This window comes from Duganella sp. Root198D2, from assembly GCF_001428585.1.
GTDB lineage: Bacteria > Pseudomonadota > Gammaproteobacteria > Burkholderiales > Burkholderiaceae_D > Rugamonas.
In genome coordinates this window covers 100,577-125,199 of record NZ_LMIC01000001.1, presented here as the reverse complement: position 1 = coordinate 125,199, position 24,623 = coordinate 100,577, and the positions used below count along the sequence as shown (strand labels likewise).

The window sequence follows — 24,623 nt, the reverse complement described above, 5'->3', positions numbered from 1 at the left end:
AAGGAGAGATTATGTTTGGAACTACTTCACGCGGCGTCAACGCCTACGCGAAAGTCGGCCTGGAAACCGGCGTCAGCTCCGCCTCGCCGCACAAGCTGATCGTCATGCTGTATGACGGTGCCCTGGCTGCGATCATGACTGCGGCGACCCAGATGAATGCCGGGAATGTGCAGGAAAAAGGCAAGGCGATCTCGAAAGCCATCCGCATCATCGACGACGGCCTGCGCGCCAGCCTGGACAAGGAAGCCGGCGGCGAGATCGCACGCAACCTGGACGCCCTGTACGACTACATGAGCCGCCGCCTGCTGGAAGCGAACATCCAGAACAGCCCGGAACTCCTGGAAGAAGTGCGCAGCCTGCTGGCCGACCTGCGCGACACCTGGAACCAGATCGGCGGCAACCCGGCCGCAACCAATAATACCCAGACTGCTGCCTTGGCCAGCATGTAATAGAGGACGACAATGACGAACGTGGAAGTATTGACCGCCTACGGCGCCATGGCAGCACTGACCCACAAGATGGTGGCGGCAGCAACGATGTCCGACTGGGACGGACTGGAAGTGCTGGAAAGCCAGGTAGCGGCCCAGGTCGCCCTGCTGCGTGGCAATGAAGAAACCGTGGTGCTGGACGCCGGCGAGCGCCAGCAAAAGCTGGGCCTGATCAAGCAGATGCTGGACGACGACCGCCAGATCCGCGACCTGACCATGCCATGGATGGCGCAGCTGTCCAAACTGATCAACAACACCGGCACTGAACGGCGCCTGGCCGCCGCCTACGGCGCCGTCTGAGCGGGGCGGCTGCCATGCTGCCCCCGCGCCTGGATGTCCGCGGTGTCGGTGCAACGACTGCGGCATCGGCCGCGCCGGCCGTTGCCGCACCGCGCCAGGAAGCCTTCCAGCGCGCCCTCTCGCAAATGGTCGGGCAAACCCTGCCCGCCCAGGTCCTCAGCAAATTTTCAGATGGCAGCTTCCTGGTGCGCGTGGCTGACACCAATGCGCGCATGCTGCTGCCGAACGGCATCAGCAGCGGCGATGAACTGCCGCTGACCGTTGTCAGCGGCCAGCCGCGCGCCACCCTGCAGGTGGGCGCCGGCAATCCGCAGGCAGGCCAGATGGCCACTTTTGTCAGCGGCGACCTGATGCCCGACATGCCGGCCGAGAACGCCCGCCTGCCCTCGCAGGAAGCGGCCATCCTCAACCTGAGCGGCAAGCAGCCGCAGGCAGCGGGCGGGGCCGAGGCCGGCCAGGCCGGCGCCGCGCAAGCCCAGGGCCGTGCGCTGAGTCCGGGTGCCGCCCTGCTCAGCAAAGCCCCGCTGGTGCCGGCCGACCAGCTGCCTTCGCTCGGCAAGGACACCCCGCAAGCCGCACTCAGCCCGGCCGCGCGCGCCATCGCCAGCGCATTGGCCTCGGCCTACACCACGCCCGGCGTGCCGGTCACCATCAACGGCAAGACGGCGCTGAGCGCAGGCGGCCCGCCTGACACCGGCAAGCTCAGCCAGGGCTTGCAGCGCGCCCTCGGCGACAGTGGCCTGTTTTACGAATCGCACGTCGCCGAATGGGCTGAAGGCAAGCGACCGCTGCAGGACTTGCAGCGCGAACCGCAGATGCAGCGCCATGCCGCCGCACAGGGCGCGGCCCAAGGCCAGGCCGATGCGGTAGCGAAGGCATTGGCCGGCCCCGACCTGTCCGCCGCACAGATGATCAACCAGCAGTTGCACACCCACGAACAGGGCAAGGTCATGTGGCAAGGCGAAGCCTGGCCCGGCCAGCAGATGCAATGGCTGGTGGAACGCGAGCAGCAAGGCGAAGCCGGCGGCAAAGGCGGTCGCGGCGAAGGCCGCGAGGGTGAAGCCGACCCGGTCTGGCGCAGCGGTGTGCGCTTCCGCTTCCCAATGCTGGGCAAGGTCGCCGCCAACGTCACCCTGGTCGGCGACCAGGTGCACATCGCGGTACAGTCCGGCTCGGAAGACACGGCCGCCACGCTGCGCGCCTGGGCCAGCGCCTTGCAGCAAGCCATGGACGCCGCCGGTGCACCGCTGGCCTCGCTTGCCATCAATGCGGAGAACAAAGATGGCGCCGAGTGACAATAGCGAGCAGCCGCGCAAGCCGTTGCAAAGCGCGGTGGCCCTGGCCTACAAGAGCGGCGAGGCGGCGCCGAAAGTCGTCGCCAAAGGACGCGGCCTGGTAGCGGAGCAAATCATCGCGGTTGCCGCCGAGCACGGCGTGCACATCCACGAGTCGAAGGAGCTGGTATCGCTGCTGATGGAAGTGGACCTGGACCACCAGATCCCGCCACTGCTCTACCGTGTAATTGCGGAACTGTTAGCGTGGCTTTATCATATTGAAGCAGCGCAAAAGACTGGCCAGCCCGCGCCCGCGGCACCCGATCTCAGCGTACCGACTGAAGCGCCCAAAAACGGACTTTGATGCACAGCTATATTTCGGAATCGGACATGGAAAACTGGCATGATTTCGAGGTTGCTTCGCGCCGCGAGATCGCCGCGCTATTGCGCAGTATCGGCGAGAAGAACCAGTTGATTCGCATGCTCATCAAAGGCGAGTCCGATGTGTGCGTCACGTCCATCCTGGACGTCGATGCCGAGGGCGGCAACGTGATCCTCGACTGCTCCATCAGCCCCGACCAGAACCGCCGCATCCTTGGCGCCAAGCGGCTTTCCTTCGAAACCACGCTGGACAAGATCCGCATCATGTTCAGCGGCGAGCAGATCGAATCGACCACCTTTGAAGGCAGCCCGGCCTTCAGGATGCCGCTGCCGGCCAGCCTGGTGCGGCTGCAGCGGCGCGAGTACTACCGCATTGCCACACCGGTCACCAATCCGGTGCGCGTGCTGATTCCGCAGCCGGCGGAACTGGGTGGCGGCAGCAAGCCGTTCCCGCTGTCCGACATCAGTTGCGGCGGCATAGCGATCCTCGACAACAGCCTGGAATTGGGCGACACGATCGGCAAGGTCTACAGCGACTGCCGCATTGAATTACCTGAAGTGGCCACGATTACCACTGGCCTGCAGATCCGCAACTCGCTGGACCTGACGCTTTTAAACAACAAAACCAACCGCCGCCTCGGCTGCCAGTTCGTCGACATGCCGCGCTCCTCGCTGACCGCCGTGCAGCGCTACATCACCAAGCTCGAGCGCGAACGCAACGCCCGCATCGCCGGCCTCGAATAAAGTCGGTGCCAAGTCTGTCATTTGGACATTTCGCAAGCGAAATGTCCAAATGACAGACCTGGCACCGACTTTTTACACCTGCATGTTCATGATGTCGTGGTAGGCCTGCACCAGCTTGTTGCGCACCTGCACCGTGGCCTGGAAGTTGATGCTGGCTTTTTGCATCGAAATCATCACGTCCGACAGGTTGACTGAATCGTCCCCCATCTGGAAGCGCTTGGTCAGGCCTTCGGCCTTGTCCTGGCTGGCCTGCACCGCGTCCAGCGCCCCTTTCAGCGCATTGGTGAAGTCGGGCTTCTCTGCCACCTTCTCGGTCTGGACCGCCGGCGGCGTCGCTGCCGGCCGTGTCGCCGCCGCATGAAGCTGGGCGATCATGGCCTGGATTTGGCTAGAATCAATTCCGCCTGTTCTCATTAGTTGACTCCAAGATACAATATTCCTGTTTTCAGGCTTCCAGAATACCCGTGTGAAAGCAAGGGGATAGCCTTGAGCAGGATGGCAAACGACCGCCTGTTCAGGCATTTAAAGGGCGCAACATCGCCTGATAATGTGCAACAGGCCCATTAACCCACAGTGATAACCCATGGCTGCAGCCGCCGAACAAATCGATATTGACGATCCCGAAGCCCAGCAGGCCCCCAAGGGCCGCTTCGCCTTCTTCCGCACCCCAATGGGCAAGATGGTGGTCCGCGGCGCCGCTGTGGCGGGCATCCTGGCGCTGATCCTGATCCTGTGGATGTGGAACAAGGAGCCGGACTACAAGGTCCTGTTCGCCAATTACACCGACAAGGATGGCGGCGCCATCACCGCTGCGCTGGACCAGATGCAGGTCAAGTACAAGCTGGCCGAAGGCGGCCAGGCCATCCTGGTGCCGGCCGAGCAAGTGCACAATGTGCGCCTGCGCCTGGCCCAGCAGGGCTTGCCGAAGGGCGGCAATGTCGGCTTTGAAGTCATGGAAAACCAGAAGCTGGGCGTGTCGCAATTCCTGGAACAGGTCAATTACCAGCGCGCGCTGGAAGGCGAGCTGGCGCGCTCCATCCAATCCATCGGCGCCGTCGAGTCGGCGCGCGTGCACCTGGCCCTGCCCAAGCCATCCGTTTTCGTGCGCGACCAGCAGAAGCCAACCGCTTCGGTCATCCTGCAACTGCATGCCAACCGCATGATCGATCCAGCCCAGGTCAGCGCCATCGTGCACCTGGTCGCCTCTTCCGTACCGGAACTGTCGCCGGCCAATGTGACCGTGGTCGACCAGGCCGGCAACCTGGTGTCCGACGTCAACAAGAACGGCAACGCGGCCAACAACGCCAAGAACCTCGATGCATCCCAGCTCAAATACGTGCAGGAGATGCAGAAGCAAGTCATCAAGCAGGTCGAATCGATCATCACGCCGATCGTGGGCGAAGGCAATGTGCGCGCGGAAGCGGTGGCCGACGTCGACTTCTCCGCCATCGAACAGGCCGCTGAAACGTACAAGCCGAATTCGCCGCCAGCCGCTTCCGCCATCCGCAGCCAGCAGAGCAGCGAGACCAGTGGCAATGCCAACGCCAATCCGGGTGGCATTCCCGGTGCGTTGTCGAACCAGCCGCCCGGCGTCGCCACCGCCCCGCTGACCACCACCCCGCCCGGCGCTGCCGGTGCGCCGGGCCAGCCGGGCACGGGTGCGGCGAGCACCGCGACCGGCCCCAGCCATAAGGAATCGACAACCAATTACGAAGTCGACAAGACCGTGCGCTATGAACAGAAGGCAATGGCCGGACTGAAGCGCATGACCGTCGGCGTCGTAGTAAACTATCGTCGGACCATCGATAAAAACGGCAAGGTCGTGGTCAAGCCGCTGAGTGCTGACGAAATGGCCAAGATCAACAGCCTGGTCAAGGAAGCCATGGGCTTCAACCAGGACCGCGGCGATTCCGTCAGCGTGGCCAATGCGCCATTCGACGGCGTCGACAGGGAGCCGGAAGCAGCGCTGGAATGGTGGCGCGACCCGGCCAACCTGCCGCTGGCCAAGGAATTGGCGAAGTTCCTGATCACGGCCTTGATCCTGCTCTACATCTTGCTGCGTATCGTGCGTCCAATGATGCGTCCGGTGTTCAAGAAGATCGATGCGATCAACGAGCCGGAACCGGAACCGGAACCAGCGCCGATCGTCGAGCCGCTGGGCCCGACGCCGGAAGAAATGCTGGCGGAGGAGATCGCCAAGATGGAAGAAAATACTGCCCGCACCTACCGCGACAACCTGGCGCTGGCGAAGAAACTGGCCGCGGAAGATCCGCGCATCGTCGCCAACGTCATCAAGGAATGGATAGGCAACAATGACTGAGAATACCGGACTGCAAAAGGCCGCCATCCTGATGCTGGCGATGGGCGAAGGCGAAGCGGCCGAGGTGATGAAATACCTCGGCCCGCGCGAAGTGCTGAAACTGGGCGCCTCGATGGCAACCATGAAGAACATCCCGCATGAGATGGTGGTCGACGTGCTGGACGATTTCCGCGACCAGTACGCGGCCGCCTCCACCGTGGGCATCGATTCGGACGAATACATCCGCCAGGTGCTGACCAAGGCGCTGGGCGACGACAAGGCCTCGGTGCTGCTGTCGCGCATCCTGGGCGGCAAGGATGCCTCCGGCATCGAGTCCTTGAAGTGGATGGATTCGCAATCGGTGGCCGAACTGATCCGCAACGAACACCCGCAGATCATCGCCACCATCCTGGTCCACCTTGAGCGCGACCAGGCTTGCGAAATCCTGGGCCACTTCACCGACCGCCTGCGCAACGATGCGGTGCTGCGTATCGCCACGCTGGACGGCGTGCAGCCGCAGGCCTTGCGCGAACTGAACGACGTGCTGACCAAGCTCCTGTCCGGTAATGAAAATATCAAGAAATCGACGCTGGGCGGCGTGCGCGCCGCGGCCGAGATCCTGAACTTCATGTCCGGCGAGCAGGAACAGAACGTGATGGACAACATCAAGAACTACGACAACGACATGGCGCAGAAGATCATGGACGAGATGTTCGTGTTCGACAACCTGATCGACGTCGACGACCGCGGCATCCAGCTGCTGCTGCGCGAAGTGCAGTCCGAAATGCTGATCATCGCGCTGAAAGGCGCGTCGCCGGACTTGCGCGACAAGGTCTTCAAGAACATGTCGGCGCGTGCCTCGGAAATGATGCGCGAAGACCTGGAGAACAAAGGCCCGGTACGCCTGTCCGAAGTGGAGACGCAGCAGAAGCAGATCCTGCAGATCGTGCGGCGCCTGGCCGATGAAGGCCAGATCGTACTGGGCGGCAAGGGCGAGGATTCCTTCGTTTGATGGCGAATATTCCAAAAGAACAGCAGACCGCGTACCAGCGCTGGGAATTGCAATCCTTCGGCGACACGCGCCCAAGCGCACTGGCGCAGCGCGAACGCGAGGAAGAGGAAGCACGCGCCATTGCCGCTGAAGAAGCCGCGGCACAGGCAGAAGTAGCGCAGGCAGAATACGCGGCGGAGCAGCCCCGCGCCCCCGACTATCCGAGCGAAGAAGAACTGGCCGCCATCCGCGAGGAAGCGCGCCAGCAGGGCTATGAGGCCGGCTTCAAGGCCGGCCACGACGACGGCGCCGCACAGGCGCTGGATGAGGCGCGCGCTGCCACCGAGCAGGCTATCGCGCCGGTGCGCGACATTGCCGGCAACTTCAGCGCCGCGCTGCGCGACGCCGACCAGGCCATCAGCAACGAAGTGCTGGAACTGGCGCTGCACCTGGCCAAGGGCATGATCAAGACCGCCCTGCGCGTGAAGCCGGAGCTGATCCTGCCGATCGTGCGCGAAGCCATCGAATACCTGCCGGTGCTGCAACAGCCGGCGCTGCTGATCCTGAACCCGGAGGATGCTGCCGTGGTGCGTGAAGGCATTGCCGAAGAACTCGACAAAGGCGGCTGGCGCGTGATCGACGACCCGACCATCGAGCGCGGCGGCTGCAAGGTCGATACCGCCTCCAACCAGATCGATGCCACGGTGCAGTCGCGCTGGCAACGCCTGAGCCTTGCGCTGGGCAAGGACCTGGACTGGATCGACTGAGATGGGCGCCGCCGACCCACAAGTGCACGCAGGCCGCTGGCGTTCTTACCTGAACGATTGCGCCACCCTGATCGACTTCGTCGAACCGATGCAGGTGTCGGGCCGCGTCACGCGCGTGGCCGGCCTGGTGATGGAGGCGGTCGGCCTGCGCCTGGCCGTCGGCGCCGCCTGCACCGTGCCCCTGCCCTCCGGCGGCAAGGTCGAGGCCGAAGTGGTCGGCTTTGAAGGCGACAAACTGTTCCTGATGCCGCAAAGCGATGTCGAAGGCATCATTCCCGGCACCCGCGTGTTCCCGGTGGAACAGAGCGTGCCCAAGCCGGGCAGCGTCAACCACCCGCGCCGCCGCCCCAGCGACCGCGCGCGCCACCTGCCGGTCGGCCCCGAACTGCTGGGCCGGGTGGTCGATGGCGCCGGCCGCCCGCTGGACGGCCTGGGCCCGATCCAGACCAGCGATTCGGCGCCGATCAATGTGCGCCCCGCCAACCCGCTGGGCCGTGCGCCGATCGTGGAAACGCTGGACGTGGGCGTGCGCTGCATCAACGCCATGCTGACCGTCGGGCGCGGCCAGCGCATGGGCCTGTTCGCCGGTTCCGGCGTCGGCAAATCCGTCTTGCTCGGCATGATGGCACGCTACACCGAAGCGGACGTCATCGTGGTCGGCCTGATCGGCGAGCGTGGCCGCGAGGTCAAGGAATTCATCGAACAGATCCTGGGCGAGGAAGGCTTGCGCCGTTCCGTGGTCGTGGCCGCGCCGGCCGATACGCCGCCGCTGATGCGCATGCAGGGCGCAGCCTATTCCACCGCGATTGCCGAGCACTTCCGCGACAAGGGGCAGAACGTGCTGCTGATCATGGACTCCCTGACCCGCTACGCGATGGCGCAGCGCGAAATCGCGCTGGCCATCGGCGAACCGCCGGCCACCAAGGGTTATCCGCCGTCCGTGTTTGCAAAATTGCCAGTGCTGGTGGAGCGTGCCGGCAACGGCGAACTGGGCGGCGGTTCGATCACCGCTTTCTATACCGTACTGACCGAGGGCGACGACCAGCAGGACCCGATTGCCGACTCGGCCCGAGCGATCCTGGATGGCCACATCGTGCTGAACCGCCGCCTGGCCGAAGCCGGCCATTACCCGGCGATTGATATCGAACAGTCAATCAGCCGCGCCATGCACTCGATTACCTCGCACGGCCACCAGAACCAGGCGCGCAAGCTGAAACAGTTGTTTTCCCGCTACGAACGCAGCCGCGACCTGATTGCCGTAGGGGCGTACACACCGGGCACCGATCCGGTGCTTGACCAGGCCATCAACCTGCACGATAAGATTGAACAATTCCTGCAGCAGCAAATTACCGAGCAGGTCAACATGCCCGAGAGCTTGGGCCAGTTAACCACTCTATTCGACTGATTGGCGCGTTTGGCCTTGCATATAATTGACCATCATGGCCTCTACCCAGCAACTTGAAACCCTGATCGACCTGGCGCAGCGGGAAACCGACGATGCCGCCAAGCGCCTCGGCGCGGCCCTGAAGGCCGTGGCCGAGGCGGAAGAGAAGCTGAACATGCTGGTTGGCTACCGCGACGAATATGGCCGCCGCTTCGATGCTTCGCAGCAGCAAGGCATCACACCCATGGCGTATCGCAATTTCCAGGCTTTCATGGAGAAACTGGACACTGCGATCCAGGGCCAGCAGGAAGTGCTGCGCCATAGCAAGGTGCGCGGCGACCAGGAGAAGCAAATGTGGCAAGACGCTGAACGCAAGCGCATGTCGTATTCCACCTTGCGCGACCGGGCCGAAGCCCAGGAGCTCAAGAAGGAAGCCAAGCGCGACCAGAAGGCCATGGACGAACACGCCTCCCGCCAGGCATTTTTCAAACGCTAGACCGATTCGATCATGCAAACCCAGACTGTACAGAACTCCCCTCTTCTTTCCGGCAACACGGCTGCTGGCCGTTCGTCCAATGCTGCGCAGGAAGACAATCAGTTTGCACAGGCCCTGAACAACCAGATCGAACGCCAGGCCAAGGCCCTGCCGCCTTCGCTGCAAGCGCAAGCCAATGGCGCGGCACGCCGTGCCGAGGCGCCAAAACCGGCCGCACAGCAACCGCACGCACAGGCAAGCCAGCAGCCGAAGCCGGCCTCCAGCACAACGGCCCAGGGCAACAAGCCAGCCGCGCCAGCGCCGCCAAAGGCCCCGCCAAGCAACCAGGCCAACAATACCGCGGCAAGCGCGGAGGCGCAGTCCGCCGCCAATGCTGCGGGCGCCGACGCGCCCGCAGCGCCCGCAGCGCCCGCAGCGCCCAACGCTGCCCCTGCAGCCGGCGCCGCCACCGGCGCCGATGCAGCCACCGAACAGGCCGATAGCCAGCAAGCCGCCAGCGACGCGGTGGCCGACATGCTGGCCATGATCCAGGGCCTGGCCCAGCCCACCTCCGCCGACGCCGCCAGCGCTGCTGCTGCGGCTGCCGCGGCGGCTGCCGCAGCAGCAGCGCTAGCCGCAGGCAAAGACGGCCGCGCAAGCGATGCCGGACTGGCCGGCGACGCCATGCTGTCCAGCAGCGGCGGCACGACTGCCAGCGCCGAGCGCTTGCCTGAAGAAGGCATGGCCCTCGACCAGGCCGCGCTGCAGGCAGCGAAAGCCAGCGCACAGGAACAGGATCCGGCCGGGGCGGACGCCCTGGCCAAGGCGCGCCACGGCGCAGCCAGCGAAGCCGGCGACGCCGGTGCAGCCTCCGCCACTACTGCCGCCAGCGACAAGGCGGCGACCCAGCCGCGCAGCGACTTCCAGGCCGTCCTGCAGCAAGCCAGCGCCGACGCCGGCAAGGCCGCCGACGCAGCTGCACAAGATGCCAGGCACACAATCCAGCCGCAGGCAAATCCCCTGCAAGCGGCCGCTACCGCCCTCGCCCCAGCCGGCGCCGCGAATGCGCAAGCCGCCCAGGCCCTGGCCAGCAACCAGCTGCACGCCCGCGTCGGCAGCCAGGGCTGGGACCACCAGCTGGGCCAGAAAGTGGTGTGGATGGCCAACGGCGGCGAACAGAGCGCCACCCTGACCTTGAACCCGCCCGACCTCGGCCCACTGCAAGTGGTGCTGAGCATCTCCAATGACCAGGCCAGCGTCGCCTTCACAGCGGCCCAGCCGGAAGTGCGTGAGGCGCTCGAACAGGCGCTGCCGAAGCTGCGCGAAACCATGGGCGAAGCCGGCATCATGCTGGGCGACACCAGCGTGTCCTCCGGCAGCCAGGACCAGCAGAAGGCCTTCGCCGAAATGGAAGCCGCCGCCGGCCGTGGCCGTGGTCGCGGCGTCGCCAATGGCCAGAATGACAATGCCGAGAACACGGCGCAGGCCGCCCCCCAGCTGCGCCGCAGCGTACTGGGCGCCGTCGACACCTTCGCCTAAGGCAGAGATAGCCCTGCTTCCTGCCTCTTTTCGGCGCATCGCTCCCCGAAAGCTTTCGCGATAATGACATAATGGCGTCATGATCCAACTCTTGCATCCAAGGCAGCAGAATTGAAAGCGAATCCAAAAATGAAGGCTGATGCTAAGGCAGAAGCAGCACCGCCGGCCGGTGGCGGAAAGAAAAAGCTGATCATCATCCTGGCTGGCGTGTTGGTACTCGCGCTGGCCGGCGGCGGCGGCGCATGGTTCATGCTGAAGAGCGATAGCGGCGAAGAACATTCGGAAGAAGCCAAGCCGAACAAGAAGGCCAAGAAGCCGGCCAAGAAAGCCGGTCCGCCAGTGTACGTTCCGGTGGACCAGTTCACGGTCAACCTGCAGCCGGAAAATGGCGACCAGTACCTGCAACTGGCGATCACGCTGCAGGCCGGCAGCCTGGAAGAGTCGGAAGTCATCAAGACCAATATGCCCAAGGTGCGCAGCCGTATCCTGCTGCTGCTGTCGAGCAAGCATGCGTCCGAGATCAATACCCCGGAGGGCAAGCAGCAACTGAGCAAGGACATCATGGAAGCGGTCAACCTGCCGTTTGAAAGCGGCGGCGAGGCGCAGGAAGTTTCCGAAGTATTGTTCACCGCATTCATCATCCAGTAAGGCGCGGGTGAAGCATGGCTGATAATTTTCTCTCCCAGGAAGAAGTCGATGCCCTCTTGAAGGGCGTCAACGGCGACCAGGACGACGTCGCAACGCCCGAGGAGACCACGGGTGTCCGCACCTACAACCTGGCGACGCAGGAACGCATCGTCCGGGGCCGGATGCCGACCCTGGAAATTATCAACGAGCGTTTCGCGCGCCTGCTGCGCGTGGGCCTGTTCAACTTCCTGCGCCGCAGCGCGGAAGTGTCGGTCGGTTCGGTGCGCGTGTCCAAGTATTCCGAGTTCATCCGCAACCTGGTGGTGCCCACCAACCTCAACCTGGTGCACATGAAGCCGCTGCGCGGCACGGCCCTGATGGTATTCGACCCGGGCCTGGTGTTCTTGCTGGTTGACAACCTGTTCGGTGGCGACGGCCGCTTCCACACCCGCGTCGAAGGGCGCGACTTTACCCAGACCGAGCAGCGCATCATCCTGCGCATCCTCGACATCGTGTTCGAGGCCTATACCAAATCGTGGGAACCAGTGTACCCGGTGGAGTTCGAGTACATCCGTTCCGAAATGAATACGCAGTTTGCCAACATCGCCACTCCGAACGAGGTGGTGGTGGCGTCGACCTTCACCATCGAACTCGGTTCGGTGTCGGGCCAGATCCACTTCTGCATGCCCTACTCGATGATCGAGCCGATCCGCGACGCGCTGACCTCCTCGCTGCAGGGCGAAGCGCTGGAAGTGGACAAGCGCTGGATCCGCCTGATGACGCAGCAGATCCAGATCGCCGAGGTGGAACTGGTGGCCAAGCTCGGCACCGCCAAGGTCAGCTTCGACGAGATCCTGAACATGAAAGCCGGCGACGTGATCCCGCTGACCATCCCGGAAACCATCGAGGCGACCGTGGATGGCGTGCCTGTGCTCGACTGCACCTACGGGGTGTTGAACGGGCAATACGCATTGAAGGTGGAGAAACTGCTGGCAAACGCGGATAATATGAAATAAAGCTAGGAGAGAAACATGGCGGATAATCAAGACGACGATACAAGCATGGATGACGATTGGGGCGCCGCGATTGCCGAGCAGGCCGCTGCCGAAGCGGCTGCCATGCAGAACCAGGCCGCCACTGCCGCCGTGTTCAAGGACTTTTCCAAGCAGCCCAACAAGACCGAAACCCATAACGATATCGACTTCATCCTCGATATCCCGGTCCAGCTGACGGTGGAACTGGGCCGCACCAAGATCGCCATCAAGAACCTGCTGCAACTGGCGCAGGGCTCGGTGGTGGAACTGGACGGCCTGGCCGGCGAACCGATGGACGTGCTGGTCAATGGCTGCCTGATCGCACAGGGCGAGGTGGTGGTGGTGAACGACAAGTTCGGTATCCGCCTGACTGATATCATCACGCCTTCCGAACGCATCCGAAAACTGAATAAATGAAGCAGAGCACAACTGCCTTGCACTTGCTGCGGCCGCTGACCATCGCGGCTGCCCTCTGCCTCACTGGCGCACCCGTGCTGGCGCAGCAAGCCCCCGCCCCCGAGACCATTTCCAGCAGCACGCAAGCAGCCCCGGCCAACGCCGCCAATCCGGCCGCTCCGGTCGCTGGCGCCGCGGCCGCGACGCCCGAACAGCAAGCCGCCCTGGCCGGCGCCCGCGCCGCCAATACCCAGGCGCCGAACAATGTGCTGGCCGCGCAGGCCCCGTCCGCTGCCGGTTCGCTGCTGCAGACCATCCTGTCGCTGGGCTTCGTCATTGCCCTGCTGGTCGGCCTGGCCTGGCTGCTGAAGCGCTTCGGCCCGAAACACATTACCGGCGGCAGCAAGGTCAAGCTGGTCGGTGCCCTGAGCGTCGGCGCGCGCGAGCGCATCCTGGTGGTGGAAGTCGGCGAGCAATGGATCGTTGTGGGCGCCTCGCCAGGCCGCATGAATGCGCTGGCTACCATGCCGCGCCAGGACAGCGGCGAAGCCGAACTGGCGGGTGCACAGGCCGCGCCGGGAGCCAATTTCGCCGAGTGGTTCAAACAGACGATTGACAAGCGCAATGGCAAATAAACGCGCACTGTGCCTCGCTGCCGGCGCCGTGCTAGTCCTGCCGCTGATTGCCGCCGCCGAACCGACCATCCCAGCCTTCACCAGCACGCCCGCGGCGGGCGGCGGCACCAATTACGGCCTGACGCTGCAAACGCTGATCCTGATGACGGCGCTGACCTTCATCCCGGCGGCGCTGCTGATGATGACCGGCTTCACCCGCATCGTGATCGTGCTGTCGCTGCTGCGCCAGGCGCTCGGTACGCAGTCGGCACCGCCCAACCAGGTCATCATCGGCCTGTCGCTGTTCCTGACCTTCTTCGTCATGAGCCCGGTGTTCGACAAGATCTACAGCGAGGCCTGGGTGCCGCTGCAGGACAACAAGATCAGCATGCAGCAAGCGATGGAACGCTCGGCCGCGCCGCTGAAAACCTTCATGCTGAAGCAGACCCGCCAGTCCGACCTGGCTCTGTTCGTGAAAATTTCACGCAGCCAGGAATTGCAGGGGCCGGAAGACGTGCCGCTCAAGATCCTGGTGCCGGCCTTCATTACGTCCGAGCTGAAGACCGCCTTCCAGATCGGCTTCGCCATCTTCATCCCCTTCCTCATCATCGACATGGTGGTGGCGTCGGTACTGATGTCGATGGGTATGATGATGATGTCGCCCGCCGTGATTTCGCTGCCGTTCAAGCTGATGCTGTTCGTGCTGGTCGATGGCTGGCAACTGCTGCTGGGTTCGCTTTCCCAGAGCTTCTACTAGCGAGGTGTGCGATGACGCCTGAAACAGTCATGACCATGGGCCGCCAGGCCATGGAAGTCACGCTGATGGTGGCGGCGCCGCTGCTGCTGGTGGCGCTGCTGATCGGCCTGGTGGTCTCGATCTTCCAGGCCGCCACCCAGATCAACGAAGCGACCCTGTCCTTCATCCCGAAACTGGTCGGCGTATTCGTCACCCTGGTGGTGGCGGGGCCGTGGATGATTTCCGTGATGGTCGACTACATGCGGCAAGTGCTGACCGGCATTCCATCGCTGGTCTCGTGAGCGATGCTGGTCGTTACCGCCGCTGAACTCAATACCTGGATCGCCGCCCTGCTGTGGCCGGCGGCCCGCATCCTGTCGCTGATCGCGGCCTCCCCTATTTTCGGCAATGCCCGCATCCCGCAGAACGTCAAGCTCGCGCTGGGCATACTGATCGCCATGGTGGTCGCACCGGCCGTGCCTGCCATGCCGGCCCTTGATCCCGCCGGCTGGGCCGGGCTTTCAGTGCTGGCGCGCGAAATCGTGATCGGCGCCGGCATGGGGTTCGCTTTGCGATTGGTCTTCGCGGCAGTGGAAATGGCGGGCGAGATTTCCAGCCTGACCATGGGCCTGGGTTTCGCCAGTTTCTTCGACCCGATGTCGCAAGGCCGCTCCTCGGCGGTATCGCAATTCCTGGTGTGGGTGGTGACGCTGGCCGTGCTGGCGGTGAATGCCCACCTGGTGCTGATCGAAGCGCTGGCGGAAAGCTTTTACACCCTGCCGGTGGCAGCCATTCCCTTCCACAACGATGGCTTCTGGGATTTGGCGCTGTGGGGCTCGAAGATCTTCACGGCCGGCCTGCAGTTGTCGCTGCCGATCGTCGCGGCGCTGCTCATCACCAACGTCGCGCTGGGCGTCCTGACGCGCGCCGCGCCGCAGCTGAACCTGTTCGGCATCGGCTTCCCGATCACCCTCGGCGTCGGCTTCCTGACGATCACAATGACCCTGCCCTACATGAGCATGCCGATCCAGGTGCTGGTCAACGAGGGCATAGAAAAAGCGCGGCAATTGCCGCGCGAGTGGGATAGCAGGAAAGCCCGGCCGCCGATGCCGGGCAAACCTCAGATCAAATTGAACAACGACAAGCCTGCCAGCGCCTTGTAGGATTTTTGCGCTGCTTCCAGCGTGGTTTGCTGCTGCGTGAAGCGCGAGATGGCTTCCACCGGATCCAGGTCGACCAGGTCGGAAATCTGGCTCGAGTACTGCAGGTTCAAATCCTCGCCTGCGCTGTCGAGATGATCGAGCTCGCTCAGGCGGGCGCCCACCGAGGCGCGCACCGACAGCACATTGTCCAGCGAATTGGTGATGTTCTGGTTGGCCAGGTTCAGCGCATTGGTCAATGCGGTGCCCGCCTGTGGCGTACCTGATGGACCGCGCAACGCAGCGATCAGCGTGGTCATGGTTTCGAACACCGACTGATTCTTGCTCGGATCGACATTGAACACGTCGCCGTTGGCCGGTGCGCCTGTGACGTCCATCTGGATGCCATCGAAGGCGATCGGCTGGCCGGACACGAATGGTACGTTGGAGGCGACCGCGGTGCCGGCAGTAACGTCGTTGACGGTATACGTGGTCACCGCCGGCGTACCGGTCACGCTAAAGTTCAGCGTGTAGTTGTGGCCCGTCACAGCCGAGGGTGTCTTCACCACGCCCGGCGAAATGATGCCGGTGCCGCCGCGCGTGTAGTTGGCAGGGTCGACGCTGGTCTGGAAGGTGCCGTTGCCGGTGATATTGCTTTCAAAGATAGCCGAACCGGTTTCGCTGGTGGCCAGCTTGCGCGACGACGCCACCTGCAGTTCGCGCTGGCCCTGGTCGCCGTTGTAGGTGGCGCCGGTAGCGGAACGGGTAAACGGCTTGATGTCGCTCTTGTAGCCGGAGAACAGGTAGGCGCCGGTGCCGTCGGTGGCATTGGCCTGGCCCAGCAAGTCTTCCAGGCGCCCTTCCAGTTCCTTGGCCAGCGCTTCGCGGTCGGCCAGGGTAAAGCCGGGGTTGCCGGCTGCGACGATCTTGCTCTTCACTTCCTGCAGCAGGTCGTCGGTGTTGGCCAGCGTATTGTCCACCAGCGACAGCGAGGAATTGGCATTGCTGCGGTTGGTGACGAACTGGGTGTTTATTGACTTCGACTGCGACACTTCCAGCGCGCGCGCCGAGGCAACCGGGTCGTCCGACGGGTTCACGACACGCCGCATGGTCGATAACTGCATCTGCGTCTTCTGCAACTGCGCCTGCAGCGTATTCAGCTGGCTGACGCCGTTCTCGTAAATCGTCCGGGTGGCAATACGCATGACCATGATGCTATTCCTTCAAAAATCTTACCTGCCCAGCGACAGCAGGGTATCGAACAATTCGCTGGCGACCTGGATCACTTTGCCAGATGCCTGGTAGGCCTGCTGGTAGCGCAGCAGGTTGGAAGCTTCTTCGTCCAGGTTCACCCCGGACACCGAATCGCGCGCGGCCTGGGCCTGCGCCACCGTGGTATCGGCCGCTGCGCCGGCAATCTGCACTTCGCGCGTCTTGTTGCCGACGAAGTTGACCATCTGCGCATAGCTGGCCTGGAAGGTCGCATGGCCATCGTCCAGGATGTTCTTCGTCTGCAGGCCGGCCAGCAGCACGCCATTGCGCGCGTCGCCTACGCCGCTGCCCGGCGAAATGGTGAACTTGTCGTTGTTGGCCGGGCTGCCGGTGATCTCGAATTCAATCCCCTGGAACGCCATCTTGGCCCCGGCGGTGTAAGGCACCGGCGTACCCGCCGGGTAGCTCGTGGTGGTGCCGTTGACCGTGACATCCACCGCCGTCGGGAAGCCGCTGAGCTGGTTGGTCGCACTGTTGTAGGTCAGCGTCACCGGCGCGGCAAGCTGGTTGCCCGGCAACAAGTAGTTCGAATTCACCGCACCAGCGCTGATCTTGCCGGTGCCGGTGTTCGTGGCCGGCAGCGAGGTGCTGATCGGCGCACCCAGCGCAATCTTGTTACGGTCCTTCAGTTCGACGCCGAAATCCTGCGCCGCGTTATAGGTCGGGCGCACCAGGAAATGGTCGGGGCCGCCTGCGGCACCGGTGATCGAAAACGCCACGCCGTCGATCACTTGCGGCTGGGCCTGCGGATACGGTGCGATGGTCGTGGTCGCGCCATCGCTGGCGCGCGTCACGACGAAGTCGGTACCGTTGTAGTTGATGTCGTAATCGGAGGTGGTCAGCTTGGCCGCGTCGACCACCACCGCATCGATTTTCACCGTGCTCGACGACGAATTGCGGGAGTCGTAGCCGACGTAGGCGTGGATGTCCTTGAAGAAGTTGCCGCCCAGGTTGCCATCCAGGTCGATGCCGAGCTTGTGCTGGTCGTTGAAGGCGTCGGCCAGGCCGGCCGCAATCTTGCCCAGGTTGGCATTCGCCACGTCCAGGCCGCTGTTGCGGAAGTCGATCAGGCCGCCCAGCTGGCCGCCGGTCAGGACGCTGTCCGGCAGTTGCGAGAAGGCGCCGCTCTGGGTTCGGTAGCCGACCACGATGCGCTCCGGGTCGGACGGCGAGGTGGCGGTGGCCAGTTCCTGGCTGCGGTTGCCGATCACCAGCGGCTGGCCGGTGCCGAACGAGACGTTCAGCATATTGTTCTCAGCCGGAATCACCGTAACCTTGATCTGCTTGTTCATCTCGGCGATCAGGGCATCGCGCTGGTCCATCAGGTCGCTCGGCAGGGCCGAAGGATCGACCGACAGGCCGGCAATCGTGTTGTTCATCTCGGCGATACGGCGCGCAAAGGAATTGATCTCGTTGACGCTGGAGGTAACGCCGGTGTTGACACCTTCGTTCAATTCCTTCATGCGGCTGGACAGGCCGTTGAAGCGCGAAGCCAGCGACTCGGCCGCCGACAGCATGGCCTGGCGCGCCGCGGTCGATTGCGGGTTGGAGTTGGCATTCTGCACGCCGCTGAAGAAGCTCTGCAGTGCCGGCCCCAGGCCGACCGTGGTATCGGCCAGCAGGTTGTCGATCTGGCTGACCTGGTTGAAATAGGTGTCGAGGTGGGACTGGTTGGTCTGCGCGCCCAGCAGTTGGCGATTCAGGAAATCGTCATAGACGCGCTTGATCTGCGCCACTTCAGTGCCAGTGCCGATGAAACCTTCGCCGCTCTGGATCGGCTGCGTGGTGCTTTGCACCGTTACCTGGCGGTTATAGCCGAGCACATTGGCGTTGGTAATGTTGTGCCCAGTGGTGGCCAGGCCCGTCTGGGCAGCCAACAAACCACTTTTACCGATGCTGAGTAAGGACATTTTGATAATTACCTTCGCTAGATATTCAGTTTACGGCACATCCGGACAAAACTTGATGTTTGTCAGGCAAGAGTGCGCTTGATAATGCCGGCCAGCTTGCTGGCATAGTTGGGGTCGGTAGCGTAGCCGGCCCGCTGCAGGCCCATGGCGAAGCCGGCGGCATCGGTGCCGTTGGCTGCTGCCAGCGCTTTTTCATAGCGCGGATTGCTGCTCAGCAGGCGGGCGTAGTCCTTGAAGCTATCGGCATAGCTGTCATAGGCGCGGAACTTCTCGACGCGGGTCTGTGCCTTGCCGTTGATATATTCGGTTGTGGCCGTTTCGACAACACGGCCCTTCCAGTCCGGGCCAGCCTTGATGCCGAACAGGTTATGGCTGTTGCTGCCATCGCGGCCCTTGATTTCGCGCCGGCCCCAGCCGGTTTCCAGGGCCGCCTGGCCCAGCATGAACTTGGCCGGAATGCCGGTGGCGCGGCTGGCCTCTTCGGCGTGGCTGGACAGCTTGTCCTGGAAGCTGCGCACATGGGCCGGCTTGTCGGAGGCGGCCGCCGGGTTCGCGCCGGCCTTGGCCACGGCCGCGGCGCCGCCGCTGGCCTCGATCGAACGTTGCAGCCTGGCTTGATCCATCAGGGCGCGCGTCATGGCCGGATCGGTCGGCACGCCATCCAGCGGCAGCGTTTTCGACAACTGGCGCACCAGCACATCGGCCAGGCCCAGGCCCTTTTTGGCGATGTCCTGGCTGGTCTGCTGGTCGAGCATGGTGGTGAACATCTTCGATTGCTGGCTATCCATCAAGCCATCTTGCGGCGTGGCGTCGCGCATGCTCTTCATCATCATGTTGACGAACATGGCTTCGAACTGGGTCGCCGTGGCTTTCAGCGCTTCCGGCGAACCGGCACGCGCCGACTGGCGCAGCTCGGACATGCCCTTGGTATCCATGGCAAGGTTGGAGCTCAGGTCGGCGGTAGCGGTACGCGGGATCATGGCGACGTCCTCAAATGATTTCCAGCTCGGCGCGCAGCGAACCTGCTGCCTTCATCGCCTGCAGGATGGCCAGCAAGTCTTGCGGGGAGGCGCCGATGGCATTGAGGGCTTTCACCACGTCGGCCAGCGACGCGCCGCCTTTCAGCATGATGACCTTGCCGGAATCTTTCTTGATGTCGACACTGCCCTGCTGGGATACCACGGTCTGGCCACCGCTGAGCGGGTTCGGCTGGCTGACCTGGGTGTCGGCATTGACCGATACTGACAGGTTGCCGTGCGAAATGGCGCACGTCTCAAGCGTCACTTCCTGGTTCATCACCACCGAACCGGTGCGGGCGTTCATGATGACTTTGGCGGCCTGGCGCGCCGGGCGCACGTCCATGCTTTCCAGGTCGCCGATGAAGGCCACCCGCGCATCGCTCGAGGATGGCGCGGTGACGCGGATGGTGCGGCCATCCTGCGCATAGGCCACGCCGGCGCCGTATTTATCGTTGATGGCGTGGACCACGCGGCTGGCGGTGGCAAAGTCGGTGTTGTTCAGTTCGAGGCGGATCTGGTTGCCGTCGCCCAGCGTGGTCGGCACCGCGCGTTCCACCGTAGCGCCGCCGGAAATGCGGCCGACCGACAGATGGTTGACGACGACTGCGGCGCCGCCACCCGGCGCTTGCGCACCGACGCCGCCCACCAGCACATTGCCTTGCGCCATGCCGTAGACCTGGCCGTCGGCGCCTTTGAGCGGCGTCATCAGCAGCGTGCCGCCGCGCAGCGATTTGGCGTTACCCATCGAGGACACGGTAACGTCGATCTGCTGGCCCGGTTGCGCAAAGGCCGGCAGGTTGGTGGTGACCATCACGGCTGCCACGTTCTTCAATTGCAGCGTGGTGCCAGGCGGCAGCGCCACCCCCATCTGCTGCAGCATGGAAGCCACCGATTGCACGGTGAACGGGGTTTGCGTGGTCTGGTCGCCGGAACCATCGAGGCCGACCACCAGGCCGTAACCCATCAACTGGTTCTGCCGTACGCCGGCAATGCTGGCCAGGTCTTTCAGGCGCTCAGCCTGCACGGCAGGCGCCAGCAGCAAGGCGGCGCAAAGGGCGAGGAGCTTGAAATTGTTCATGATCAGAAAGGCAGCAGGCTGAGGAAGAAGCGCGACAGCATCGACTGCACTTCAGCGCCATCGATATTGCTCTTGGTGCGGTATTCGACGCGCGCGTCGGCAATCGAGGTCGAAGCCACCGAATTGCCGTTGATCGAGTCCGGGTTCACCATGCCGGAGATGCGGATATATTCAGTGGCCTTGTTCATGCCGACCTGCTTTTCGCCGGCAATGACCAGGTTACCGTTCGACAGCACTTCCACCACGGTGGCGCCGATGGTGCCGCGGAAGCTGTTGCTCAGGGATTGGCTGTCGGCATCGGCAAATTTGTTGTCGGCGCTGGTGGCGATATTGGTGCCCAGCTTGTTCTGCAGCAGGCCGGGCACGCCGAAGTTGACGCTGCCCGACTTGTTGCCGGCGCTGGCGCCATTCTTGACGGCGGAGGTGCTTTCCGTGATGACGACATTGATGACATCGCCCACATGGCGCGCGCGGCGGTCTTCGAAAGCCGGGCGATAGCTGCTTTGCTGGTAGATCGCGCCATTGTTCTGCGCCACCGGCGGGTATGGCGGCGGCAGCGGACGGGCGCTGGTCGGGCCGTTGACGATCGAAGTCGGCGCAGCAACGCAGGCGGACAGCAGCACAGGCGCGATGAGGGTGGCGGCAAGACGGAATCGCATGGCGGGCTCGCTCTATTACAGCTGCGACAGGCGCTGCAGCATCTGGTCGGAAGTGGTGATCGCCTTCGAGTTGATTTCGTAGGCGCGCTGGGTCTGGATCATGTTCACCATTTCCTCGACCACGTTGACGTTCGAAGTTTCCACGTAGCCCTGCATGATCACCCCGGTACCGTTGGTGCCCGGCTGGTTCTGCGTCGCCGCACCGGACGAGCCGGTTTCCACGTACAGGTTCTCGCCCTTCGATTCCAGGCCGGTCGGGTTGATGAAGGTTGCCAGCTGGATGGCGCCGATCTGCTGCGGTGCGGCCTGGCCCGGCAGGGTGACCGACACGATGCCGTCACGCGCCACCGTAATGCTGGTGGCATTGATCGGGATGGTGATGGCCGGCTGCAGCACGAAGCCGCTGGAAGTCACCATCTGGCCATTGTTATCGCGCTGGAAGGAGCCATCGCGGGTGTAGGCCGTGGTGCCGTCCGGCAGCAGTACCGGGAAGAAGCCATTGCCGTTGACCATCAGGTCCTTGTCGTTGCCGGTCGACTGCGGGTTGCCCTGGGTGTGGATGCGCTCGATAGCCACCGGGCGCACGCCGGTGCCGAGCTGCATGCCCGATGGAAGCTGGGTCTGCTGCGAGGAAGCAGCGCCCGGCTGGCGGATGTTCTGGTACAGCAGGTCTTCGAAGACGGCGCGCGACTTCTTGAAGCCATTGGTGCTCACGTTCGCCAGGTTATTGGACACCACGTCCATCTGGGTCTGCTGCGCTTCCATGCCAGTCTTGGCAATCCACAGTGATCGAATCATTTGCCTGCCCCTTCAACAGTAAAACTAAGCGGTTTTTCTATGCAGGCATTATCCCGTGGCAAGGGTCAACTCAAAACGCCGATCTGGCCGGTTTTCCCCCGCCTATTCAAGTGTGTGGCATGGATCGATTAGCTCTGCTACTGCTTACGATTTGCCAAGTATTGCCAGAAAGACAGAGCACGAGTATTGCTCGGCCTGGTAGCCGGGGCATTATTGATGCGAACCCGGCCCGCAATCGAAACATTATGGGTGATGCCACTCGCCACAAGTCCATTCCTGCTCTGGGCGATAGAGCTGGCCGGTTAGCCGGCCGCGACGGAGTCGCGCACGAGGTTCGCTGGCTGTGCGGCCGGCAAAGGCTCGGGCCGCCCTACCCCATAACCCTGGGCGAAATCGACACCCATCGCACGCAAACAGGCCAGCACCGCATCGTCCTCGACGAATTCGGCGATGGTCTGCTTGCCCATCACATGCGCGATCTGGTTGATCGACTCCACCATGGCGCGCTCGGTCGGGCTGTGCAGGATGCCTTTGATGAAGCTGCCGTCGATCTTCACGTAGTCGACCGGCAGGTGTTTCAGGTAGGCGAAGGAAGACATGCCGGCACCGAAGTCATCGAGTGCGAAGCGGGCGCCTTGCGCTTGCAGGTCCTGGATCAGGGTTGCAGCCTGGGCCAGGTTGGCCACTGCCGCCGTTTCGGTGATTTCGAAACAGACGTCTTCCAGCGCCACGCCGGTGAGGCGCTGCTGCTCCAGCACGAACTCCAGCAAATCATCGTCGCACACGGAGGCGCCGGACAGGTTGATGGCCCAGCTGGTGCCAGCCGGTTGCTGTGCCAGCGCTTCAAAGGCGTGGCGGATCACCCAGCGATCGAGCAGCGGCATCAGGTCGTAGCGTTCGGCAGCCGGGATAAAGGCCATCGGCGGCACCAGACCGCCTTCCTCGTCCAGCATGCGCACCAGTACTTCGGCATGGGCCCGGCCGCCAGGTCGCAGCGGGGCGATGGTTTGCAGGTGCAGGCAGAAGCGGTCGTTTTCCAGCGCGGCGCGGATGCGCGAGACGGCTTCCATTTCCGTCTGCCGCACCGAGAGTTCGGCGTCGTCGTCGCTGTACAGGTGGATGCGGTTGCGGCCCTTTTCTTTCGCCATGTAGCAGGCGGCGTCGGCCGACTTCATCACTTCCTTCAGGCTGCTGCTGCGGCTATCGAGCAGCACCAGGCCGATGCTGACGCCGATGCGGTAGCTGCGCACGCCCCAGGCGAAATGCAGGTCGACCACGGCCTTGCGCACTTTCTCTGCGACGCGCAAGGCGTCTTCGTGGCTGCACTGGGTCAGCATGATGCCGAATTCGTCGCCGCCCAGACGGCCGACGATATCGCGCTCGCGCAGCGTGGCTTGCAGCAGCTGGCTCACTTGCTTGATCAATTCGTCGCCTGCGGCGTGGCCGCTGGTGTCGTTGATGATCTTGAAGCGGTCCAGGTCGAGGTACAGCACCGCATGCTCGCCGCCGCCGCCCTGGCGCAGGGCAGCCAGCAATTCGCGCAGGCGGCGTTCGAATTCGCGCCGGTTCATGATATCGGTCAGCTCGTCGTGCGTGGCCTGGTAACTCAGTTGGGCGGCGTGGCGGCGTGCTTCGCTGGCGTCGTGCAGCACAATGACCTGGCCGATGGCGGTTCCGTCGGGCGCGTGAATCGATGCTTCCGAGAGGTCGACCGGGAGCAGCTCGCCGTCGCCTGCCAGCACATGCAGCGCACCGCCCTCGCCTTCCAGCCGGCATACTTCATCCAACGGGCGGCCCAGCATGTCGGCGCCGGACATACCCAGCATCTGTTCAGCATTGCGGTTGCTGTAGCTGACGCGCTGCTCGCTATCCGTGGTGATGACGGCGTCGGCAATCGAACCCAGGGTCACCTGCATCAATTCTTTTTCGGCGAAGGCTTCCGCTTCGCTTTGGCGCAGTTGCTGCAGCAGGCGCTCGCGGCGGGCGAAGGAGCGGCGCAAGTAGCCGTGGCCGCTCCACGCCAGCAGCACTGCCGCCAGCACCAGCACGGCCAGCAAGGCGTTCGAGACCTGGCGCGCCGCGTCGTTGATGGCGGCCGCAAAGCCGATGGCGAGCGGCGTCAAGCGGCGGTCGATTTCCTGGATTTCCAGCAGTACCACCGGCGAGGAACGTGCGGCCGGCGGCATGCCATGCACGCGTTCCCCCAGCTCGCGCAGGCGCAGCAAGTGCTGGTCGCTGTGTTCCCAATAAGTGATGGCGCGCGCCATCAGGTACAGGTCTTTGAAATTGCGGTACAGCCAGACCATGCCGCGCACGTCTTCCTCGGCGTTGCGGCCGCCGAGGAATCCTTCGCGCACCACTTCCCGGTCCATTTGTTCCTTCTCCATTTCGCGCCGCGCGCGCATGTCGGACAGCGGCACTGCCAGTTCGGATTGGAATTGGGTGTAGTCCTGCTCGTCGGAAGTGACCAGGTAGCGCTGCAGGGAGGCGATGGCAGCCTTCTGGCCTTTGGACCAATGGCTTTCGCCGCTAACGTAGGCACGCAGCGTGGCGGCGATGGACAGGCTGAACACCGCGACCAGGGCGAGCGCAGCCACGGCCAGCACAAACGGCAGGACCACGGCGGCATATCGTTCCTCGCGAGGAGCCATGAACAAGGACAGCTAAACAGAAAGATTCCATGATGAGGAATCCAGGCG

General features: G+C 63.6%; 26 protein-coding genes. 18 read left to right on the top strand and 8 right to left on the bottom strand.

Annotated features, from left to right (window positions below):
- Positions 1-11: 11 nt before the first annotated feature.
- From fliS to ASE26_RS00605, 5 genes are read left to right on the top strand one after another with little or no spacing between them, the layout of a single operon-like run.
- Positions 12-449: a flagellar export chaperone FliS gene (gene fliS, locus ASE26_RS00625; protein WP_055930756.1), complete on the top strand. Its 438-nt coding sequence runs from the start codon at positions 12-14 to the stop codon at positions 447-449.
- A 12-nt stretch (positions 450-461) separates the two neighbouring features.
- On the top strand, positions 462-788 hold the full coding sequence (locus ASE26_RS00620) for a flagellar protein FliT (protein ID WP_229207138.1): 327 nt from the start codon (positions 462-464) through the stop codon (positions 786-788).
- A 14-nt stretch (positions 789-802) separates the two neighbouring features.
- Entirely contained in the window at positions 803-2,083 is a 1,281-nt protein-coding gene (locus ASE26_RS00615) for a flagellar hook-length control protein FliK (protein ID WP_055930753.1), read from the top strand.
- A complete protein-coding gene (locus tag ASE26_RS00610) occupies positions 2,070-2,426 on the top strand; it encodes an EscU/YscU/HrcU family type III secretion system export apparatus switch protein (protein WP_055930750.1) in 357 nt (118 codons plus the stop codon). Before ASE26_RS00615 ends, ASE26_RS00610 begins: the two co-directional genes overlap by 14 nt.
- A 26-nt stretch (positions 2,427-2,452) precedes the next feature.
- A complete protein-coding gene (locus tag ASE26_RS00605; RefSeq protein ID WP_082507339.1) occupies positions 2,453-3,187 on the top strand; it encodes a flagellar brake protein in 735 nt (244 codons plus the stop codon).
- Positions 3,188-3,259: 72 nt separating this feature from the next.
- Here the strand turns inward: ASE26_RS00605 and fliE are convergent, their stop codons facing one another.
- Positions 3,260-3,601: a flagellar hook-basal body complex protein FliE gene (gene fliE, locus ASE26_RS00600; protein WP_055930745.1), complete on the bottom strand. Its 342-nt coding sequence runs from the start codon at positions 3,599-3,601 to the stop codon at positions 3,260-3,262.
- A 169-nt stretch (positions 3,602-3,770) separates the two neighbouring features.
- Here fliE and fliF point away from each other — a divergent pair, with 169 nt between their 5' ends.
- The 13 genes from fliF to fliR all read left to right on the top strand — a co-directional run bounded on the left by fliF (position 3,771) and on the right by fliR (position 15,212).
- Positions 3,771-5,507, top strand: coding sequence for a flagellar basal-body MS-ring/collar protein FliF (gene fliF / locus ASE26_RS00595; RefSeq protein WP_055930743.1), 1,737 nt, complete (start codon positions 3,771-3,773; stop codon positions 5,505-5,507).
- A complete protein-coding gene (gene fliG, locus ASE26_RS00590) occupies positions 5,500-6,498 on the top strand; it encodes a flagellar motor switch protein FliG (RefSeq protein ID WP_055930739.1) in 999 nt (332 codons plus the stop codon). Before fliF ends, fliG begins: the two co-directional genes overlap by 8 nt.
- Positions 6,498-7,244, top strand: coding sequence for a flagellar assembly protein FliH (locus ASE26_RS00585; protein WP_057245430.1), 747 nt, complete (start codon positions 6,498-6,500; stop codon positions 7,242-7,244). Before fliG ends, ASE26_RS00585 begins: the two co-directional genes overlap by 1 nt.
- A gap of 1 nt (position 7,245) precedes the next feature.
- On the top strand, positions 7,246-8,649 hold the full coding sequence (fliI, locus tag ASE26_RS00580; protein ID WP_055930733.1) for a flagellar protein export ATPase FliI: 1,404 nt from the start codon (positions 7,246-7,248) through the stop codon (positions 8,647-8,649).
- Positions 8,650-8,683: 34 nt separating this feature from the next.
- Positions 8,684-9,124, top strand: a complete 441-nt coding sequence (gene fliJ / locus ASE26_RS00575; protein WP_055931840.1) for a flagellar export protein FliJ — start codon at positions 8,684-8,686, stop codon at positions 9,122-9,124.
- A gap of 12 nt (positions 9,125-9,136) precedes the next feature.
- Positions 9,137-10,642, top strand: coding sequence for a flagellar hook-length control protein FliK (locus tag ASE26_RS00570; RefSeq protein ID WP_057245429.1), 1,506 nt, complete (start codon positions 9,137-9,139; stop codon positions 10,640-10,642).
- Between the two features lie 129 nt (positions 10,643-10,771).
- Positions 10,772-11,290 carry a flagellar basal body-associated protein FliL gene (gene fliL, locus ASE26_RS00565; RefSeq protein WP_055930727.1) on the top strand — a complete coding sequence of 173 codons (519 nt, stop codon included), beginning with the start codon at positions 10,772-10,774 and terminating at the stop codon, positions 11,288-11,290.
- Between the two features lie 14 nt (positions 11,291-11,304).
- Complete coding sequence (gene fliM, locus ASE26_RS00560) at positions 11,305-12,285, top strand: flagellar motor switch protein FliM (RefSeq protein WP_055930724.1); 981 nt, start codon at positions 11,305-11,307, stop codon at positions 12,283-12,285.
- 15 nt (positions 12,286-12,300) lie between these two features.
- Complete coding sequence (gene fliN, locus ASE26_RS00555) at positions 12,301-12,720, top strand: flagellar motor switch protein FliN (protein ID WP_055930721.1); 420 nt, start codon at positions 12,301-12,303, stop codon at positions 12,718-12,720.
- The gene (gene fliO / locus ASE26_RS00550; protein WP_055930718.1) at positions 12,717-13,334 is read left to right on the top strand and encodes a flagellar biosynthetic protein FliO; all 618 of its coding nucleotides are present in this window, start codon (positions 12,717-12,719) and stop codon (positions 13,332-13,334) included. The genes fliN and fliO overlap by 4 nt, the downstream gene beginning before the upstream one ends.
- Positions 13,324-14,070, top strand: coding sequence for a flagellar type III secretion system pore protein FliP (gene fliP / locus ASE26_RS00545; protein ID WP_055930715.1), 747 nt, complete (start codon positions 13,324-13,326; stop codon positions 14,068-14,070). The genes fliO and fliP overlap by 11 nt, the downstream gene beginning before the upstream one ends.
- Positions 14,071-14,081: 11 nt before the next feature.
- Positions 14,082-14,351, top strand: coding sequence for a flagellar biosynthesis protein FliQ (gene fliQ, locus ASE26_RS00540; RefSeq protein WP_055930712.1), 270 nt, complete (start codon positions 14,082-14,084; stop codon positions 14,349-14,351).
- 3 nt (positions 14,352-14,354) lie between these two features.
- Positions 14,355-15,212 (top strand): flagellar biosynthetic protein FliR, encoded by an 858-nt coding sequence (fliR, locus tag ASE26_RS00535; RefSeq protein WP_082507294.1) that lies wholly within the window; start codon positions 14,355-14,357, stop codon positions 15,210-15,212.
- On the opposite strand, the gene flgL is transcribed toward fliR, so the two are convergent.
- The 7 genes from flgL to ASE26_RS00500 form a co-directional block, all read right to left on the bottom strand.
- Entirely contained in the window at positions 15,170-16,399 is a 1,230-nt protein-coding gene (gene flgL, locus ASE26_RS00530) for a flagellar hook-associated protein FlgL (RefSeq protein WP_307144384.1), read from the bottom strand. The genes fliR and flgL overlap by 43 nt on opposite strands.
- Before the next feature lie 21 nt (positions 16,400-16,420).
- Entirely contained in the window at positions 16,421-18,370 is a 1,950-nt protein-coding gene (flgK, locus tag ASE26_RS00525; RefSeq protein WP_082591264.1) for a flagellar hook-associated protein FlgK, read from the bottom strand.
- 62 nt (positions 18,371-18,432) lie between these two features.
- Complete coding sequence (gene flgJ, locus ASE26_RS00520) at positions 18,433-19,350, bottom strand: flagellar assembly peptidoglycan hydrolase FlgJ (RefSeq protein WP_055930707.1); 918 nt, start codon at positions 19,348-19,350, stop codon at positions 18,433-18,435.
- Between the two features lie 10 nt (positions 19,351-19,360).
- Positions 19,361-20,467: a flagellar basal body P-ring protein FlgI gene (locus ASE26_RS00515; protein WP_055930704.1), complete on the bottom strand. Its 1,107-nt coding sequence runs from the start codon at positions 20,465-20,467 to the stop codon at positions 19,361-19,363.
- 2 nt (positions 20,468-20,469) lie between these two features.
- Positions 20,470-21,126 (bottom strand): flagellar basal body L-ring protein FlgH, encoded by a 657-nt coding sequence (locus ASE26_RS00510; protein ID WP_057245427.1) that lies wholly within the window; start codon positions 21,124-21,126, stop codon positions 20,470-20,472.
- Between the two features lie 15 nt (positions 21,127-21,141).
- Positions 21,142-21,924: a flagellar basal-body rod protein FlgG gene (gene flgG, locus ASE26_RS00505; RefSeq protein WP_055930698.1), complete on the bottom strand. Its 783-nt coding sequence runs from the start codon at positions 21,922-21,924 to the stop codon at positions 21,142-21,144.
- A 302-nt stretch (positions 21,925-22,226) separates the two neighbouring features.
- Complete coding sequence (locus tag ASE26_RS00500) at positions 22,227-24,575, bottom strand: EAL domain-containing protein (protein WP_055930695.1); 2,349 nt, start codon at positions 24,573-24,575, stop codon at positions 22,227-22,229.
- Between the last annotated feature and the right edge of the window lie 48 nt (positions 24,576-24,623).

What these genes read in the sequence shown, in the direction of transcription:
- fliE (WP_055930745.1), bottom strand. Translation starts at nt 3,601, where the DNA reads ATGAGAACAGGCGGAATTGATTCTAGCCAAATCCAGGCCATGATCGCC.
- fliN (WP_055930721.1), top strand. Translation starts at nt 12,301, where the DNA reads ATGGCGGATAATCAAGACGACGATACAAGCATGGATGACGATTGGGGC.
- fliO (WP_055930718.1), top strand. Translation starts at nt 12,717, where the DNA reads ATGAAGCAGAGCACAACTGCCTTGCACTTGCTGCGGCCGCTGACCATC.
- fliI (WP_055930733.1), top strand. Translation starts at nt 7,246, where the DNA reads ATGGGCGCCGCCGACCCACAAGTGCACGCAGGCCGCTGGCGTTCTTAC.
- fliL (WP_055930727.1), top strand. Translation starts at nt 10,772, where the DNA reads ATGAAGGCTGATGCTAAGGCAGAAGCAGCACCGCCGGCCGGTGGCGGA.
- ASE26_RS00515 (WP_055930704.1), bottom strand. Translation starts at nt 20,467, where the DNA reads ATGAACAATTTCAAGCTCCTCGCCCTTTGCGCCGCCTTGCTGCTGGCG.
- fliM (WP_055930724.1), top strand. Translation starts at nt 11,305, where the DNA reads ATGGCTGATAATTTTCTCTCCCAGGAAGAAGTCGATGCCCTCTTGAAG.
- fliR (WP_082507294.1), top strand. Translation starts at nt 14,355, where the DNA reads ATGCTGGTCGTTACCGCCGCTGAACTCAATACCTGGATCGCCGCCCTG.
- ASE26_RS00585 (WP_057245430.1), top strand. Translation starts at nt 6,498, where the DNA reads ATGGCGAATATTCCAAAAGAACAGCAGACCGCGTACCAGCGCTGGGAA.
- fliQ (WP_055930712.1), top strand. Translation starts at nt 14,082, where the DNA reads ATGACGCCTGAAACAGTCATGACCATGGGCCGCCAGGCCATGGAAGTC.
- fliG (WP_055930739.1), top strand. Translation starts at nt 5,500, where the DNA reads ATGACTGAGAATACCGGACTGCAAAAGGCCGCCATCCTGATGCTGGCG.
- flgL (WP_307144384.1), bottom strand. Translation starts at nt 16,399, where the DNA reads ATGGTCATGCGTATTGCCACCCGGACGATTTACGAGAACGGCGTCAGC.
- ASE26_RS00620 (WP_229207138.1), top strand. Translation starts at nt 462, where the DNA reads ATGACGAACGTGGAAGTATTGACCGCCTACGGCGCCATGGCAGCACTG.
- flgK (WP_082591264.1), bottom strand. Translation starts at nt 18,370, where the DNA reads ATGTCCTTACTCAGCATCGGTAAAAGTGGTTTGTTGGCTGCCCAGACG.
- fliF (WP_055930743.1), top strand. Translation starts at nt 3,771, where the DNA reads ATGGCTGCAGCCGCCGAACAAATCGATATTGACGATCCCGAAGCCCAG.
- fliP (WP_055930715.1), top strand. Translation starts at nt 13,324, where the DNA reads ATGGCAAATAAACGCGCACTGTGCCTCGCTGCCGGCGCCGTGCTAGTC.
- flgG (WP_055930698.1), bottom strand. Translation starts at nt 21,924, where the DNA reads ATGATTCGATCACTGTGGATTGCCAAGACTGGCATGGAAGCGCAGCAG.
- ASE26_RS00610 (WP_055930750.1), top strand. Translation starts at nt 2,070, where the DNA reads ATGGCGCCGAGTGACAATAGCGAGCAGCCGCGCAAGCCGTTGCAAAGC.
- ASE26_RS00570 (WP_057245429.1), top strand. Translation starts at nt 9,137, where the DNA reads ATGCAAACCCAGACTGTACAGAACTCCCCTCTTCTTTCCGGCAACACG.
- ASE26_RS00500 (WP_055930695.1), bottom strand. Translation starts at nt 24,575, where the DNA reads ATGGCTCCTCGCGAGGAACGATATGCCGCCGTGGTCCTGCCGTTTGTG.
- fliS (WP_055930756.1), top strand. Translation starts at nt 12, where the DNA reads ATGTTTGGAACTACTTCACGCGGCGTCAACGCCTACGCGAAAGTCGGC.
- ASE26_RS00605 (WP_082507339.1), top strand. Translation starts at nt 2,453, where the DNA reads ATGGAAAACTGGCATGATTTCGAGGTTGCTTCGCGCCGCGAGATCGCC.
- fliJ (WP_055931840.1), top strand. Translation starts at nt 8,684, where the DNA reads ATGGCCTCTACCCAGCAACTTGAAACCCTGATCGACCTGGCGCAGCGG.
- ASE26_RS00510 (WP_057245427.1), bottom strand. Translation starts at nt 21,126, where the DNA reads ATGCGATTCCGTCTTGCCGCCACCCTCATCGCGCCTGTGCTGCTGTCC.
- flgJ (WP_055930707.1), bottom strand. Translation starts at nt 19,350, where the DNA reads ATGATCCCGCGTACCGCTACCGCCGACCTGAGCTCCAACCTTGCCATG.
- ASE26_RS00615 (WP_055930753.1), top strand. Translation starts at nt 803, where the DNA reads ATGCTGCCCCCGCGCCTGGATGTCCGCGGTGTCGGTGCAACGACTGCG.